Annotated in this window: 15 protein-coding genes, 2 pseudogenes and 1 riboswitch; of the genes and pseudogenes, 12 read left to right on the top strand and 5 right to left on the bottom strand. The window is 43.5% G+C overall.

The genetic code is table 11. The annotated features are described in order from the left end of the window. Both comGG and CU635_RS02745 read left to right on the top strand, forming a co-directional pair. Positions 1-378, top strand: a complete 378-nt coding sequence (gene comGG / locus CU635_RS02740) for a competence type IV pilus minor pilin ComGG (protein ID WP_245917299.1) — start codon at positions 1-3, stop codon at positions 376-378. Between the two features lie 110 nt (positions 379-488). Beyond that, positions 489-689 (top strand): YqzE family protein, encoded by a 201-nt coding sequence (locus CU635_RS02745; protein WP_101575634.1) that lies wholly within the window; start codon positions 489-491, stop codon positions 687-689. Between the two features lie 36 nt (positions 690-725). Here CU635_RS02745 and CU635_RS02750 read toward each other — a convergent pair whose 3' ends face one another. Together CU635_RS02750 and CU635_RS02755 are read right to left on the bottom strand one after the other, a co-directional pair. Further along, positions 726-1517 (bottom strand): YqhG family protein, encoded by a 792-nt coding sequence (locus tag CU635_RS02750; protein ID WP_101575635.1) that lies wholly within the window; start codon positions 1515-1517, stop codon positions 726-728. Next, positions 1486-3183, bottom strand: a complete 1698-nt coding sequence (locus CU635_RS02755; protein WP_101575636.1) for a DEAD/DEAH box helicase — start codon at positions 3181-3183, stop codon at positions 1486-1488. Before CU635_RS02755 ends, CU635_RS02750 begins: the two co-directional genes overlap by 32 nt. Before the next feature lie 178 nt (positions 3184-3361). Next, a riboswitch (glycine riboswitch) is annotated at positions 3362-3452 on the top strand. A gap of 279 nt (positions 3453-3731) precedes the next feature. Here CU635_RS02755 and gcvT point away from each other — a divergent pair. From gcvT to gcvPB, 3 genes are read left to right on the top strand one after another with little or no spacing between them, the layout of a single operon-like run. Further along, positions 3732-4838 carry a glycine cleavage system aminomethyltransferase GcvT gene (gcvT, locus tag CU635_RS02760; RefSeq protein WP_101575637.1) on the top strand — a complete coding sequence of 369 codons (1107 nt, stop codon included), beginning with the start codon at positions 3732-3734 and terminating at the stop codon, positions 4836-4838. 20 nt (positions 4839-4858) lie between these two features. Continuing rightward, complete coding sequence (gene gcvPA / locus CU635_RS02765; protein WP_101575638.1) at positions 4859-6205, top strand: aminomethyl-transferring glycine dehydrogenase subunit GcvPA; 1347 nt, start codon at positions 4859-4861, stop codon at positions 6203-6205. Further along, positions 6198-7658: an aminomethyl-transferring glycine dehydrogenase subunit GcvPB gene (gcvPB, locus tag CU635_RS02770; protein WP_101575639.1), complete on the top strand. Its 1461-nt coding sequence runs from the start codon at positions 6198-6200 to the stop codon at positions 7656-7658. Before gcvPA ends, gcvPB begins: the two co-directional genes overlap by 8 nt. Before the next feature lie 59 nt (positions 7659-7717). On the opposite strand, the gene CU635_RS02775 is transcribed toward gcvPB, so the two are convergent. Beyond that, a complete protein-coding gene (locus tag CU635_RS02775) occupies positions 7718-8101 on the bottom strand; it encodes a rhodanese-like domain-containing protein (RefSeq protein WP_101575640.1) in 384 nt (127 codons plus the stop codon). A gap of 177 nt (positions 8102-8278) precedes the next feature. On the opposite strand from CU635_RS02775, the gene CU635_RS02780 reads away from it, so the two are divergent. The 5 genes and pseudogenes from CU635_RS02780 (at position 8279) to CU635_RS02795 (ending at position 13610) form a co-directional block, all read left to right on the top strand. Continuing rightward, the gene (locus tag CU635_RS02780) at positions 8279-9115 is read left to right on the top strand and encodes a lipoate--protein ligase family protein (RefSeq protein WP_101575641.1); all 837 of its coding nucleotides are present in this window, start codon (positions 8279-8281) and stop codon (positions 9113-9115) included. A gap of 370 nt (positions 9116-9485) precedes the next feature. Continuing rightward, positions 9486-10280, top strand: a pseudogene (locus CU635_RS02785) (ribonucleotide reductase N-terminal alpha domain-containing protein); the annotation flags it as partial. Positions 10281-10627: 347 nt separating this feature from the next. Then, positions 10628-12394, top strand: a pseudogene (locus CU635_RS02790) (vitamin B12-dependent ribonucleotide reductase); the annotation flags it as partial. A gap of 114 nt (positions 12395-12508) precedes the next feature. Next, positions 12509-12634, top strand: coding sequence for a hypothetical protein (locus CU635_RS24045; RefSeq protein WP_257985640.1), 126 nt, complete (start codon positions 12509-12511; stop codon positions 12632-12634). Positions 12635-12725: 91 nt separating this feature from the next. Beyond that, positions 12726-13610 carry a patatin-like phospholipase family protein gene (locus tag CU635_RS02795; RefSeq protein ID WP_101575644.1) on the top strand — a complete coding sequence of 295 codons (885 nt, stop codon included), beginning with the start codon at positions 12726-12728 and terminating at the stop codon, positions 13608-13610. 70 nt (positions 13611-13680) lie between these two features. Here the strand turns inward: CU635_RS02795 and CU635_RS02800 are convergent, their stop codons facing one another. Beyond that, on the bottom strand, positions 13681-14070 hold the full coding sequence (locus CU635_RS02800; RefSeq protein WP_245917292.1) for an SA1362 family protein: 390 nt from the start codon (positions 14068-14070) through the stop codon (positions 13681-13683). Between the two features lie 57 nt (positions 14071-14127). After that, on the bottom strand, positions 14128-15072 hold the full coding sequence (locus tag CU635_RS02805) for a DUF1385 domain-containing protein (protein ID WP_101575646.1): 945 nt from the start codon (positions 15070-15072) through the stop codon (positions 14128-14130). A 200-nt stretch (positions 15073-15272) separates the two neighbouring features. Here CU635_RS02805 and CU635_RS02810 point away from each other — a divergent pair, with 200 nt between their 5' ends. Beyond that, positions 15273-15788, top strand: coding sequence for a YqhR family membrane protein (locus CU635_RS02810; RefSeq protein ID WP_101575647.1), 516 nt, complete (start codon positions 15273-15275; stop codon positions 15786-15788). Positions 15789-15903: 115 nt separating this feature from the next. Next, positions 15904-16965, top strand: a complete 1062-nt coding sequence (locus CU635_RS02815) for a M24 family metallopeptidase (protein ID WP_101575648.1) — start codon at positions 15904-15906, stop codon at positions 16963-16965. Positions 16966-16985: the final 20 nt, after the last annotated feature.

The following is a 16985-nucleotide window of genomic DNA, read 5'->3' on the forward strand; positions in this document are numbered from 1 at the left end:
ATGAACGAATATGGGTTTACCTATCCGCTTACGCTCGGGATTTTTCTGTTGCTGTCGTTGATGCTGACGCTGAATGCCGAGCATTTCCTGGCAGAACAGCGTTTATTAAAGGAAACCGAATCCATATTGGAGCAGGAATATTACTTGATGAGTGCAGTAAAAAAGGTCGAGAACTCACTGCAAAGCGACATGCCAATCGAGCCAGCGGGGACATATTTCTTTCGGGACGGACAGGTTGCATACAAAATAGAGCCGTTGGCCGGTTCTGTTCTGCAAGTAACTTTTATATTAACGATGAAATCCGGTATCGAAACAACGAGCTACGGATATTATGACAGCTCCTTAAAAAAGATGACAAAATGGATCGAGAAAAATTAAGTGGAATGCTTCATAGAAATCGATCAAGGAAATGTTCATCAATGAAGATAGTTTAAAAAAGCAGCGATCGGGCAGACTTTTAAGAGAATAAGAAGGGAGGCAGTGTCCCGGTGAAAACAAATGATTATGTGAAATACATCACACAAAATGTCGTCAAATATATTGACCAGCCGAAGGATGTGCGAAAAAAGATCAAAGACGAACGGAAAGAGACGAAACAGCCTTTCCTGATCAGATGGTTTGGAATTTTGCCATATCTTTTTCAGCTTGGAAAAAACAATAGAAAACACGAGGCTCGAAGCAGAAAGTAATTCTGCTTCTTTTTCCGTCAATTCCCCGAGAAAAGGCTAAAAAGTGTTAGTTAAATAAAACAATCCCCCATTAATGATCGATATTTTTATTATTGGTTCATACTGCTCCCTTAACGCTTCTTTTTCGGTTTCATAACTTTCCTGTTTGTCTACTTCATCTTCATAAAAATGGTCCAGCAGTTTCAAATCCTTTTGCCAGCGTTCTGTCGCTTCCTCTGCCCAGCTATGGTCTTCGGATTCGATGATGTTGGCCAAATAATTTTCAATGCGCTTAAGTCCGCTTTTCGGCATGATCATTGACGATAATGTGAAAGTATAGTCGGGTAATTTTGGTGTCAGCTCGGTATTAAGCAGTTTGTCGTGAAACTGCTCGACAAGCTGCCCATTTACCAGTTGCAAGCCAATCGATTTGAAAATATCCCTTTTCCGGTCACACTGATAAGAAATCTTTAAGTTCACAGCGAGCCATGGCAGCAGCGGAGTATGATTTGGAAACGATCCTGCCGCATTTTCGTACAGCCGAATATAAGGTGCGAGCTTTTTCGTTGATTGAAAGATTTGATGCAGTCGAGGTGAGCCGAAATGAATGGTTTCTCCTTTAATTTGCTCGGGCACTTGCTTCGGGTTCGTGATAAGCGTCAGTTTAGCCGGATTCGGAGTTCCGCCGGTTTTCTCCAGGTATAGCCAATAATAAGGCCGGTTCATAAGCTCTTTATCGAGTTCGATTGTTAATTGCACCGTCATGTAGGCGGGGTGGTCTTCTTCAATATGACAGCTGTTTGCAATAAAATAGCGTTCAAGATATTGATGTATTTCCTGCTGCTGCACCGCTTTCACCTTCTTTCAATTCTTCAGCAAATTGAATCATCGATGCTAAGTTCTCCATTTTAATTCTCATTTCGCCTTCGGAAGTAGATTGGCCAAAGATTTCGATTAAATGATCTTCAATATTTCCAAACTCGAGCTTTGATAAAATATCATCCAGCTCGCCGATGACCTTTTCGAATAAATGAATCTTTTCATAGAGAAGTTTTAAAATATTTTCTTCGACAGTGCCTTTCGTCGCAAAATTGTATATGATAACATCCTTCTCCTGGCCAAGGCGGTGAATCCGGCCGATCCGTTGTTCAAGGCGCATCGGATTCCAGGGCAGGTCAAAATTAATAATATGATTGCAAAATTGTAGATTGATTCCTTCACCGCCAGCTTCTGTCGCGATTAATACTTGAACTTGTTTCTGGAACAGCTCTCTCATCCAATCCTTTTTACCGCGTTTAAAGCCGCCGCGAAACGGGACCGAGCTGATTCCGTATTGCTGTAAAAACCATTGCAAGTACATTTGTGTGGCCCGGTATTCGGTAAATATAATCACCTTATCATTAATTTTTTGGATAAGTTCAACGGCTTTCATAGCCTTCGTATTGGTGTTGACCGCTTCTGCCTTACTTGCTAAATAACGAATTTGGTTATCAAAGGCTGCGGATGGATTTTCTTTTCGGTTATACATATTATTCAAAGTGAAGAATACAGCTTCCTTGCTGCTGCATGCTTCGCGCTGCAAAGTCATCACAGAAAACTGGCTTGACGTAACCCAGTCCCCTTCACTGCGCAATTCCGTAATGGCATCATACAATTCTTGTTCTTCTTTTGAAAATTCAATCGGAACGGTTTCAACATGGCGCTTGGTCCATTCGATGCCAGTGTCTGCCCGCCGGTTTCGAATCATTACTTTATTGACAAGTTCGCGCAAATGCTCGTCTTCATTAATAGATCGGGAATCTTTTTTATACTTTCCATAAAAAGCAGATTCATTCCCGAGATGCCCGGGCTTTAGCAAGGAAACAAGATTAAAGATTTCTTCAATACGATTTTGAATAGGGGTTGCCGTCAGCAACAAGCAAAACCGTTTTTTCAAGCTTTGTACAAATTGATAGTTTTTTGTTTTGTTGTTTTTAAGCTTATGGGCTTCATCGATGATGATCAGGTCATAATTTTGTTCGTAAATAATTTCGCGATGGGGACTGCGCTTCGCCATGTCAATGGAGGAAACGACCACATCATACTGTTCCCATACATAGCTTTTCCTCTGCGTACCGGCAGGGATGAAAAATTTATTTTTCAGTTCCTCTGCCCATTGGGTTACCAATGAAGCCGGCACTAATATCAATACCTTTTTTACAAGGCCACGAATCATATATTCTTTTAAAATCAAGCCAGCTTCAATCGTTTTGCCAAGTCCGACTTCATCAGCGAGGATTGCTTTACCATTCATGTTTTCAATTACCTGCTTGGCGACCTCCAGTTGGTGAGGCAAAGGGGTTAAGTGAGGAAGGTGTGCAGGTGCGATCAAGCCTTCAAAGTCTGGAATCACTGTATGTTGTTCGATCTCAACGGCGAGCTTGTACAATTCCCAATTGCCCCACGGACCATCTTCCGAAATTCGCTGTAAAAACTCGTCATGCCAGGTGGAATCAAATTTGATCTGTACGGTCATGTTTACAGCTCCTTTTCTTCCATAAAATAATATTGCCCGAACACGGTTTTTAATGTAGGATAAAAATAGCTTTGAAAGTTTAGAAATTTTGCACATTATGAAATCTGTTTAGAAGTTTCTGGTTATGATGTCAATATAAAGATTAGTATGGACAACTTGATAAATTTTATAAATGCGAATGATAACAAGGGGAGAGACTGCGTTTGCAGCGCCGAAGGAGCAAGCAATCAGATTGTGAATCTCTCAGGCAAAAGAACTCTTGTTTGACGCAGCTCTGGAGAGTGCTTCGAGCCATTACGAAGCCACCAAAGGGGAAAGCCTTATTTAATAAGGTAAACTTTCAGGTGCAAGGACAGAGACCTTCTCGATTCATTGGAGGGGGTTTTCTGTCCTTTTTTGCTTGGTTCAAAGCGTAAGTGTTAAAGCGAACTTTACTCGCGGTTCCGAATCGAAATCGAGCGGACGTGGCTGGATTGAACCAGGCGTGCCGGTTTCGATCTTGGCATAATCAAATTTTGATAAAACCGGACTTATGAGGGGGAGCAAACATGTCACAGTTAAAACGCACACCGTTATTCAATCTGTACAAGGAGTATGGCGCTAAAACGATCGACTTTGGTGGCTGGGATCTGCCAGTTCAATTTTCAAGCATTAAGGAGGAACATGAGGCAGTTCGGACAAGAGCCGGTTTGTTTGATGTCTCTCACATGGGTGAAATTGAAGTAAAGGGGAAAAGCAGTCTCGCATTCTTGCAAAAAATGATGACAAATGATGTGGAGAAGTTAAAAAACGGTGCTGCCCAATACACGGCAATGTGTTATGAAACAGGCGGCACAGTAGACGATTTGCTCGTTTATAAACGGGGTGATGATCATTATCTTCTTGTGGTTAACGCCGCGAACATTGAAAAAGATTATAAGTGGCTTGACGATCATCTGATAGACGGTGTTGAGCTGACAAATCTGTCGGAGACTATTGCCCAGCTTGCATTGCAGGGTCCGCTCGCGCAAGCGGTGCTGCAGAAGCTTGCTGGCAATGTGGATCTGTCAGAAATCGGATTCTTCAAATTTCAGGAGGACGTGGACTTAAACGGCAAGAAGGCACTCGTGTCGAGAACGGGATACACTGGGGAAGACGGCTTCGAAATTTATTGTCGTGCAGAGGATGCAGCAGCTTTATGGAATGGGATTTTGGCTGCCGGGAAAGAAGCTGGTGTCGTTCCGTGCGGGTTGGGAGCAAGGGACACGTTGCGATTTGAGGCAAATTTAGCCCTGTACGGCCAGGAATTATCGCCACATATTTCCCCGCTTGAAGCTGGAATTGGCTTTGCTGTGAAGCTCAACAAGCAAGCTGATTTTATCGGTAAAGAAGCCCTTTTAAAGCAAAAGGAGAACGGGGTGCCAAGAAAGCTCGTCGGTGTCGAGATGATTGATCGGGGTATTCCGCGCCATGGCTATTCTGTTTATAAAGGGGAAGAAAAGATCGGTGAAGTAACAACAGGAACACAATCACCAACATTGAAAAAAAACATTGGACTTGCCCTGCTTTCGGCACAGCATGCAGAGCTAGGAAATAATGTTGAGGTCGAGATTCGCGGCAAGCGCCTGAAAGCACAGGTGGCAGCTACACCTTTTTACAAAAGAGAAACGAAATAGATTTGAGAGGAGAATCAGTCATGAAGCATCGTTACTTACCGATGACAGAGCAAGATAAACAATCGATGTTGGATGCAATAGGCGTTACGGCAGTTGAGGAACTGTTCGGCGATATTCCCGAGCGTGTCCGCTTTAAACGTGAATACAAAATAAAGGCTGCGAAACCGGAATCCTCACTGATGAAGGAGCTAAGCCAGCTTGCAGATAAAAATGCCGACTTAAAAAAGAACACATCTTTCCTCGGCGCGGGTGTTTATGACCATTACATGCCTGTTATCGTTGACCATGTTATTTCACGTTCCGAGTTTTACACGGCGTATACGCCGTACCAACCGGAAATTTCCCAGGGTGAATTGCAGGCTATTTTCGAGTTTCAAACGATGATTTGTGAGCTGACCGGCATGGATGTTGCCAACTCTTCGATGTATGACGGCAGCACTGCTTTTGCAGAAGCGGCCATGCTCAGTGCAGGCCAGATGCGCCGGAAAAAGATATTGATCTCAAGCACTGTTCATCCGCAAACAAAGGAAGTTGTCAAAGCGTATGCAAAAGGGCAGTATGTTGAAGTCGTTGAAGTGCCGCATCAAAACGGTATTACTGATATCGAAGCACTTAAAGAGATGATATCGGATGAAATTGCTGCAGTGATGATCCAGTATCCAAACTTCTTTGGAAGGATTGAACCTTTAGACGAATTAGAGAAAGTGATTCATGCTGAAAAGGCTTTATTTGTTGTCTCCAGCAATCCTCTTGCACTGGGCGCGTTAACACCGCCCGGAAAATTCGGTGCCGATATCGTTGCCGGCGATGCCCAGCCTTTTGGAATCCCAACCGCATTCGGCGGCCCGCACTGCGGTTATTTTGCCGTTACAAACAAGCTAATGAGAAAGGTACCGGGACGCCTTGTCGGGCAAACAACCGATGAAGAAGGGCGCCGCGGCTTTGTACTGACCCTGCAAGCGCGCGAGCAGCATATCCGCCGCGATAAAGCGACATCCAATATTTGTTCCAACCAGGCGCTGAATGCTCTCGCTGCATCAGTGGCGATGACGGCACTTGGCAAAACGGGAGTCAGAGAGATGGCTCTATCCAATATTCAAAAAGCCTACTATGCGAAAACAGCTTTTGTGAAAAATGGTTTCGACATTGTTTTTGATGGCCCGTCCTTTAATGAGTTTGTTGTCAAGCTTAATAAGCCAGTCAAAGAGGTCAATAAGCTCCTTTTACAACAAGGGATTATCGGCGGCTATGACCTTGGCCGCGAGTACAGCGATATGGAAAATCACATGCTTATCGCCGTAACTGAACTGAGAACAAAAGAAGAGATTGATACATTCGTCAAAGAATTGGGGGATTACCATGCATAACCAAGACCAACCGCTGATTTTTGAACAGAGCAAGCCTGGCCGCATCGGTTATAGCCTCCCGGAATTGGATGTTCCGGAATCAGATTTAAGCGAGTTAATTCCAGCTGGCTATTTGCGTGAAGAAGAACCGGAATTGCCTGAAGTATCGGAGCTTGATATTATGCGCCACTACACGGCGCTGTCAAAGCGCAACCATGGTGTCGATTCAGGCTTTTATCCACTCGGTTCTTGCACAATGAAATATAACCCAAAGATCAATGAAAATGTCGCCCGCTTTAATGGTTTCGCCCATATCCATCCCCTTCAGGATGAAAGCTCAGTCCAGGGGGCGCTTGGCTTATTGTATGACTTACAGGAGCATTTGATTGAAATTACCGGCATGGATGAAGTAACTTTGCAGCCAGCGGCAGGTGCGCATGGCGAGTGGACTGGGCTAATGATGATCCGTGCATACCACGAGGCAAACGGTGATACAAAGCGGACGAAAGTCATTGTCCCGGATTCAGCGCACGGAACAAACCCTGCGTCGGCAACGGTTGCCGGCTTTGAAACGATTACCGTTAAATCAAATGAACACGGCCTCGTCGACCTTGCGGATTTAAAACGTGTAGTCGGTGACGATACAGCGGCTCTCATGCTGACTAACCCTAATACGCTCGGCTTGTTTGAAGAAAATATTTTGGAAATGGCGGAAATTGTTCATAGTGCCGGCGGAAAACTTTATTATGACGGCGCCAACCTGAATGCGGTTCTATCAAAGGCACGTCCGGGAGATATGGGCTTTGACGTTGTCCATTTAAATCTTCATAAAACATTTACAGGTCCACATGGCGGTGGGGGTCCCGGTTCAGGCCCGGTTGGCGTTAAAAGAGACCTGATCCCATTTCTTCCAAAGCCGATTATAACAAAACGCGGTGACGAATATGTACTTGATTATGACCGCCCGCAATCTATTGGCCGCGTGAAACCTTATTACGGAAACTTCGGTATCAATGTCCGCGCCTATACGTACATTCGTTCAATGGGCCCTGATGGATTAAAAGCGGTAACGGAATATGCCGTGCTAAACGCGAATTATATGATGAGAAGGCTGGCGCCGCATTTTGACCTTCCGTTTGACAGGCATTGCAAGCATGAATTCGTCCTAAGCGGAAAACGCCAGAAGAAGCTCGGCGTCCGGACTCTTGATATTGCGAAAAGACTTCTTGATTTCGGCTATCATCCGCCGACCATTTATTTCCCGCTCAACGTTGAGGAGTGTATGATGATTGAGCCGACTGAAACAGAGTCGAAGGAAACATTGGATGCATTCATTGACGCAATGATTCAAATCAGCAGGGAAGCGGAGGAAAATCCAGAGATTGTCCAGGAAGCACCGCATACCACTGTGGTGGGACGCTTGGATGAAACAACAGCGGCAAGGAAACCGATCCTGCGTTATCAAAAAGCATAAACAATAAAAAGGAACCCGTAGACTGTTTTCCCAGTCTCCGGGTTCCTGCTTATCCGAGATTATTTTTTTGCTTTGACTTTTCCCGACCATTTTTTAAAACCGCCTTGTAAATGAGACAAGTCTTTATAACCTTTTCGGTTTAAAAGCTGGGCGGCTCGGCCGCTTCTCATCCCGCTCTGGCAGTATAAATAAACAGGCTTGTCCGGACGGATTTCCTTCAATCTCATTTTTAGTTGCGAAAGAGGAATATTTCTGGCTCCAAGGATATGTCCGGCGTCATATTCATTCGGTTCGCGGACATCGATAAGCTGGGCTTTACGATAACCCTCACGAAATTGATCTTCAGTAAGCGATTTAACAATTCTTCGCTGATACAGCCACATCACGGTAGAGTATATGATGATCGCTCCAGCGACAATTACCAGGAAATAAAGTGTATCCAATCTATTCTTGCTCCTTTCAGACAATGCTAGCCAATCTTTATTATATAAGCCCGTCGTCCTATCAGTAAAGGAAATCAGATTAAAAACTTTTAAAATGAGAAGGCAATTCATCTTTCTTTTTTTTTTTAACAAATTTTGATAGACTAAAAATCATATTTCCTAAAAGAGGTTTTACATATGACAAAAGAAGTTTGGCGCTTTATTGATTCAGGAAACGGGTCTCCTGCCTTTAATATGGCACTTGATGAGGCCTTGCTTGACTGGCATAGCGAGGGGAAAATCCCTCCGGTGATCAGGTTTTACGGCTGGAATCCGGCAACGCTGTCTGTCGGTTATTTCCAGAAGGTTGAGAAAGAGATTGATATGGAGGCTGTCCGTCACCATCGTCTTGGTTTCGTGCGGCGCCCAACAGGCGGAAGGGGAGTTCTTCATGAACATGAGCTCACCTACAGTGTGATTGTGTCCGAGGAGCATCCCGACATGCCGAAAACAGTGACAGAGGCATACCGCGTTATTTCTGAAGGAATCTTAAAAGGGTTTCATTATTTAGGGCTTGATGCTTATTTCGCCGTCCCAAAAACAGCAGCAGAAAGAGATTCGCTCAAAAACCCGCGTTCGGCGGTCTGCTTTGATGCGCCGAGCTGGTATGAGCTAGTTGTCGAAGGCAGAAAAGTGGCCGGAAGTGCACAAACAAGGCAAAAAGGCGTGATTCTGCAGCATGGCTCTATTTTGCTTGATCTTGATGAGGATAAGCTTTTCAGCTTATTTAAATATCCGAATGACCGCGTCAAAGAAAGAATGCAGAAAGCGTTCAAGAGTAAAGCGGTTGCGATCAATGAGATCAGCTCCCGCACGATTTCGTTAACCGAAGCAAAAGATGCATTCAGAAAAGGATTTGCAGATGGGCTTAATATTGACTTGGAACCGTACGAGCTTTCTGCGGGTGAACTGGAGTATGTTACGAAGATTGCAAAAGACCGGTACGAGAGTAATGAGTGGAATTTTAAGCGATGACAAAGCAGCATGGGTTGCTTTGTCATTTAAAAAAAATTAGGAAAATATGACGATAAGTCTTTTTACCTAGTCGAAGAAAGTGCAAGTTGCGAAATTTGTTAAAATTTATCGATTTAGCACGGAAATCTATTTATTGCTCTCTTATTCTCCTTTTTTTAAGTTTTCTTAGGTTTGACAAAAAATTAAATTATGGTCTTAATCACAATATATAGTGGTATTAAAAATAATTTTGCTACTATATATTGATTTTTTATGTTTCGGTATGATAACGTTAGGGTACTTGAAAAACAACTAGAATTTACATCCTGAGTTGGGATTCTTCCCTATTCAACGTTGAAAAAGCTTTAGAAAGATAAAGGAGTTGTGTTGTATGTCTGTTGTGTTACGACAAAAAATGAGTATTGATGTAGAACGATTGAACAAGGATATTGGGCTATTTCCCCAAGTACACCCCATCACCGCTGATATGAAAATCTCACATAAAGGGGTTTCACGTTTGGTTATGCTTGACCGTTACACGTTCAAGGATACTGAAAAAATTACGCTGTCAAACGGAGACTTCGTCGTTCTTACTATCAAAGAAGATCCAAAATTCCCGGCGCGCGGCCTTGGTTTTATCCTCGAGATTGACTGGGAAAGCAAAGCTGCAAAAGTATTGGTCGATGAAGAATTCAGAGCAGTTCTCGACGACCCGGAAGAAGCGCGGACAGGTGTCATTAAGCGTTCTCTTGATGTTATTGAAAAGCCGCTGGAAATCTACTATGAACAAATTGCAAAACGAAACGCAACAGGCTTGGCTTCAGTAGAAAAAACAGAAGAAAAAAGGCAAGAGTGGTTCGAAAAGTTTTACCGCGAGCTTGTGAGCTTAAATTTTATCCCGGCAGGCCGTGTTCTTTACGGAGCCGGAGCTGAAACGGATGTAACTTACTTTAACTGTTATGTAATGCCGTTTGTAGCAGATTCACGAGAAGGCATTTCCGAGCACCGCAAGCAGGTAATGGAGATCATGAGTCGCGGCGGCGGAGTAGGAACAAATGGTTCTACATTGAGACCGCGCAACACTCTGGCAAAGGGTGTAAATGGAAAGTCGTCAGGTTCCGTATCCTGGCTCGATGACATTGCGAAATTAACGCATCTTGTCGAGCAGGGTGGCTCAAGACGTGGTAAAGCAGCATAACAGTGTGCCTCGTCTATAAATAAACCTCGTGAATTGCTGGAAACTCTTTATGGTTGTGAAAAACACATCCTAAATGACTTGTTGGCTACAACGTAACTGGAAACGGTAAGCGTGAATGCTTGAAAACAACAAGTGGCTAAAGACAATCAGCAGCCAAGCACCGTACAGGTGAAGGTTCAACGGCCATCGAAAGCACACTGAATAAGTGGAAGCGAGTAGAGTAGGAATCAAGTGATTCCGAAGTGCGAGGACACTCTGATTTGAGTGTAAGATATGGTCTGAACTCTAAGGCGACTTAGAGAGTTGATCTAACGAATCAACGTAACATTTTTCTGGCACAAATGATCATGCTTGCGGACTGGCATCCAGATATTGTTGAATTTATCATTTCAAAAATGCAAAACCCTCGAATTCTAAGGTTTTTGATCGAAAATACAAACGATGAACTGATTAAAAAGCTCGCAAAGGACAAGCTTAAATTTACTCCATTAACCGAGCAGGAAAAAGACATGTACCAGGGAATCATCAATTACAAACAAATTCCAGGGCTTGGCGGTTTCAATGAACAGATCATCCGAGATGCGGAATTGAAGCTGCAAACGGGTGGAAATTACACGGTTCACAACACGGAATTTTTAACTGGTGCCAACATTTCTGTCTGTTTAACGAAGGAGTTTATGGATGCTGTCGAAAACGAAGGCGATTACGAGCTTCGTTTCCCGGATGTTGAAAGCTATGACGCGGAAGACATGAAATATTATAATGAAGAGTGGCATAAAGTCGGTGATGTCCGAGAATGGCAAAAGCTCGGCAAAAAGGTCCGCACCTATAAAAAAATCAAAGCAAAAGAGCTTTGGAATTTAATCAACATTTGTGCAACTTACTCAGCAGAACCAGGCATTTTCTTCATCGACAATGCCAACGACATGACAAACGCCCAGGCATACGGCCAAAAGGTTGTTGCAACTAACCCATGTGGAGAACAACCTCTCGCACCATTCAGCGTTTGTAACTTGGCTGCTGTCAACCTCGCTGAAATGGCTGATAAAGAAACGAAGACTGTTAACTTTGAAAAACTAAAGCAGACTGTTGAAGTTGGAGTCCGCATGCAGGATAACGTCATTGATGCAACCCCATACTTCCTTGAAGAAAATAAAACGCAGGCACTTGGCGAGCGCCGTGTCGGTCTTGGCGTAATGGGGCTACATGATCTATTGATTTATTGTGAAACAGAATACGGTTCCGAAGAGGGCAACAAGCTGGTCGACGAAGTATTCGAGGCGATCGCTACCACGGCTTACCGTGCTTCTGTTGAACTTGCAAAAGAAAAAGGCAGCTTCCCATTCCTGCAAGGTCAAACAGACGGCGACACGAACCGCTTAAGAGAAGCGTTCACACAAACAGGTTATATGAAAAAAATGCCTGAGGATATTCGCGAGTCGATTAAAGAACACGGAATCCGTAATTCACATTTACTCACAGTTGCTCCGACCGGATCGACTGGAACAATGGTCGGAGTTTCAACCGGTCTTGAACCATACTTCTCGTTCTCCTATTTCCGCAGTGGACGCTTAGGGAAATTTATCGAAGTGAAAGCCGATATTGTTCAAGAATATTTGGATCAGCATCCGGAAGCAGACCCAGAAAATCTGCCAAGCTGGTTTATAGCAGCTATGGAATTGGCGCCTGAAGCACACGCGGACGTCCAGTGTATCATTCAACGCTGGATTGACAGCTCAATCAGCAAGACCGTTAATGCACCAAAAGGCTATAGCGTGGAGCAAGTGGAACAAGTGTATGAGCGCTTGTACCGCGGCGGCGCAAAAGGCGGCACAGTCTATGTTGACGGCTCACGTGACACTCAAGTGCTAACCTTAAAAGCAGAAGAAAATACATTCGAAGAAACGCAAGCTGAAAAACAGGAAAAGAAAAAACAGCATGTCGTTCTCGTCGACACCATCAATGAGCTTCGTTCAACAAACGTAACAATCGGTTCCGAAATTGGCGATACTTGCCCGGTATGTCGGAAAGGCACAGTAGAAGAGATCGGTGGTTGTAATACATGCACAAACTGTAATGCACAATTACGGTGCGGTCTATAATCGTTTTTATATAAAAAGAGGATGGGGAATTTCCCCTATCCTCTTTTTTATATTCTGTTTCCTGTTGCTCATCATACAGATGAAAATCGACAAGCTGAAAGGAGGGCAGGGACTATGAAGGCATTTATGCCACAATTAATTTTTTACGAGCAACAGCGCTTGATTGTCCGCTTCCGACTTGAAATAAAGGACAAACTGGAATATCATCCTGTAAATGCGGAAGTGCAGTATTTTATGTGAGTTCTTAAAATAATCAACTTGTCTGCCGTACTATTTTCAGCTGCTGCTGCTTAAAGATGTAATAATGACGACATCGACAGGAGTGGCGGCTATGTATATAGACGGCGTTTTTTCCGGCGGTGGCATTAAAGGTTTTGCCTTGATCGGTGCTTACAAGGAAGTTGAAAAACGGGGCTTCCGGTTTGTCAGGGTTGCCGGCACAAGCGCCGGTTCGATTGTAGCCGCCCTAGTTACGGCAGGTTATACCAGTGACGAGATTTTTAAACGCTTGGATGAACTTGATTTATCTGCCTTCATGGATCCAAGAACGACGCTGCTCCCTTTTCCGATTGCCAAGTGGCTCCTCATCTACTGGAGGCTCGGCTTGTATAAGGGAAATGCACTTGAAAAATGGATTGCCGAACAACTAATGGTAAAGGGATTGCGGACTTTTTCCGACTTGCCCCCAAATACACTGAGAGTGATTGCCTCCGACCTATCTAATGGGCGGCTTCTTGTCTTGCCGGACGACTTGCCAAGATTCGGAATTGACCCTGGCTCATTCCCGATAGCTAAAGCGATCAGGATGAGCTGCAGTCTGCCATTCTTTTTTGAACCTGTTAAGCTGAAAACCGGTTCTGAAACCAATATTATTGTCGACGGCGGTGTTCTCAGCAATTTTCCAATGTGGCTGTTTGATAAGGAACACATCAAAAAAGTTCGCCCGGTTTTAGGGATAAAAATAAGCCACCATGTTCTGAACCGTCCGAAACACAAAATCAGTAATGCGCTTCAGTTGTATGAGGCCCTGTTTGAAACGATGAAGGATGCACATGATGCACGCTACATTTCACGTAATTATGCCCGCAATATTATTTTTATTCCAACAAAGGGCTTTCTGGCTACCGAATTTCAATTGACTGAGGAAAAAAAGCGGGCCCTGATGCAACTGGGCAAGGAATGCGCCGAAGACTTTTTCCAGTCATGGAGCTATTGAGATTTGTTTGGTTGTTTTTTATGTAAACAAAAATAGATGCAAAAAGTGCCAACTAAAAAAAAGACCGGGCTCAAAAGGTGGCCCGATCTTTCTTTTTGCCTTTTTTTCCTTCGATCACGGTGAGGTGGGAAGGATGTTTTTTCGTTGCCTTATTTTTGCGTAAAGAAGCAAGTGACCGCACGTTTGCCCGCTGCTTGTTCTGACCGCCGTCTTTATGATGTAGTCGTTTTTTTGATTTTTTCGCTGCCTTAACAAATGCCCGCTGCTCTTGCTTCTCAGGGCTGGATTGGTAAAAGCGCCGGAAAAGAAAATAAACTGCTGCAACAATCAAAACAATGACAGCTATTCTTTGTAAAAAACCGGCCGGATTGCTTATCAAGCTGCCAATAATTCCGATAGCCGCTAAAATGGTGATACAGATAGCCATAATACTTGCAGTCCGATTTTTCAAGAATGCCACCTCCCTAAGAGCATGATGAGCATATTTTCCCTCTTTTAAACTTCTTTGCTCCGCCTTTTACACAATTTCTTCCGTTTTCAAATTGTCTTCCTTTTCTTTTTCCTTTTTAAGAAGTTCTTTAAACGAAAGAATCGCCACTTCTACTTGATCATTTTTTGGTTCCTTTGTTGTAAGGAGTTGGAGCCATAAGCCGGGCAGTCCTAAATATTTTAATACAGGTATATCGCGAAGCTTATTGGTCAGCTGGAGGACTTCGAAAGAAATTCCAAGCACGACCGGGATCAGAGCCAAGCGATTTAACACCCTCGCCCATAAAGGCTCGGTGGGAACAAGCAAATATACAAACATACCGACGATTACAGTGAATAAGATAAAGCTGCTGCCGCATCGGTAGTGGAGACGGGAATGAGCCTGCACATTTTCAACGGTCAGCTCTTTGCCGGTTTCAAATGTATTGATGACTTTATGCTCTGCACCATGGTATTGAAACACTCTTTTAATAACGGGGGTCAGCGATACAAAGTAAATATACCCGAGAAGGAGGATAAGCTTAAAGAAGGTTTCAACCAATATTTGAGAGAGATCGCTTGAAAAAACAGGTTTTGTCAATGCTGCCAAAAAAACCGGAATAAGTGTAAACACAAATTTTCCGAACAGGAAGGTCAATACTCCTACCGCAGCAACCCCGAGTACCATTGCCAGCTTGGAGACTTCCTCTTCTTTTATTTGGTGGTCTTCATCCGGGTCGACATCGTATCGTTCTGTCGAAAAGTTCAAATGCTTGGAACCATTGGCACTCGCCTCAATGATGGCTACAATTCCCCGCAAGAAAGGGATCTTTTTCAAAATTTGGGCGACCGGGTTTGTTTTTCGTGGTAGTTCAAAATACTCGATTGCCCCATTCTTTCTGCGAACAGCTGTCACATAATGATGTTTGCCGCCGAACATGACGCCTTCGACAACTGCCTGCCCGCCGTAAACGGGCTTTTGACTTTTAGCCATAATTACACCAACCTATATAGTGAACTTGCACAAAACAGCACAGGAATTACAAAAGCTGCATGTACCTTAACTCCATTTTACTAGAAAATCGTGAAAACCTCTATACTCGAAGACTGTTGAAGTCTTGAATTAATAATTTATTTTATTATGATGCAAGGAATAAATGCCCGTGGACATAATAAAAATGGAGGTGGAAAAAAATGTCCGAACAGCAGGGGCCATTGGAACAGAACCAGCAGGAAAAAACAATGTCGTTTATAGCGATGGTTATTTTGACCGGATTTTTTGGCGGCATTTTATGGAGTGGTTTGGCATATATTGCTTATTTATTCAATTTCACGAACATTCGTCCCAATATTATTCTTGAGCCGTGGGCACTTGGTGACTGGAAGGGGCAATGGCTTGGGACGATTATTTCGATCATTATGATCGGTATTATTTCGATTGCTGCTGCATTATTATATTATGCGGTGCTTCGAAGATTTCGCAGCATGTGGGTTGGAATTGGGTATGGAATTGTGTTATTTGGTCTCGTTTTTTTTATCCTGAATCCAATATTCCCGGGAATACGTCCATTTGCTGAACTGAACAGAAATACAATCATTACATCCATCTGTTTTTATGTTTTATACGGTGTATTTGTCGGCTATTCTATTTCTTATGAAGAAAATGAACTTAGAATTCGAAAAAAGCAAGAGGCTGATGTTGTAGCCTAACAAAATGAATATTTTCCGTGCCCGGAATAAACTGAATGCAGAGACACTTTGTGGTAGAATGTTCATATTGGACATTCTTTTTTAACATTGAACAATGCAAAGGAGAGAGGATAAAATGGATAGGCTAGAAAAGCTTCGCGCTCATTTTGACAAACTCGGAATAGACGGATTGCTGATTACAAGTAACTACAACCGTCGCTATATGTCGCAATTTACGGGATCTGCTGGCGTAGTCCTAATCAGCGCTGAAAAGGCTCTGTTTATTACAGATTTTCGTTATGTTGAACAAGCCGAAAAACAATGTAAGGGGTTTGAAATTGTCCAGCATAAAGGTCTAATTCCTGATGAAGTTGCCAACCAGGCTGAAAAAATCGGCATTAAAAGGCTTGGATTTGAACAGGATCATTTAACTTTCTCTGGATATACAGCATATGAAAAAGCTGTGAAGGCCGAGCTTGTTCCGATATCCGGAGCGATCGAAAAGTTACGCTTGATTAAGACTGACGCAGAGATTAAGATATTAAAAGAAGCAGGGGCAATCGCTGATGCCGCTTTTAAACATATTTTAGAATTCATTCGTCCGGGGATCACAGAGTTGGACGTTTCGAATGAACTTGAGTTCTTTATGAGAAAGGCCGGCGCAACGTCATCTTCTTTTGATATCATCGTTGCATCGGGTTCACGGTCAGCACTCCCGCACGGGGTCGCCAGTGAGAAAGTGATTGAAACCGGTGACTTTGTTACACTGGATTTTGGAGCGTACTACAAAGGATATGTTTCAGACATTACAAGAACCGTTTCCGTAGGTGTACCTGATGAGAAGCTGAAGGAAATCTACAATATTGTCCTTGAAGCCCAATTGCGGGGGATGGCAGGAATCAAGCCGGGAATGACGGGAAAACAGGCCGATGCGTTAACTCGGAATTTCATCAGTGAAAAAGGCTATGGTGACTATTTTGGCCATTCTACAGGTCATGGAATCGGGCTTGAGGTCCACGAAGGTCCGGCGCTGTCCATTAAGTCAGAGATCGTTCTCGAACCGGGAATGGTTGTCACAGTTGAGCCGGGAATATACATACCGGGCCTTGGCGGAGTCCGCATTGAAGATGATACGGTCATTACAAACGATCATAATAAAACGCTGACCCACTCTACGAAAGAACTAATCATTCTTTAATTGAAATAGGAGGACATTAG

The organism is Bacillus canaveralius (assembly GCF_002860125.1).
Taxonomy (GTDB): Bacteria; Bacillota; Bacilli; order Bacillales; family Cytobacillaceae; genus Bacillus_BJ; species Bacillus_BJ canaveralius.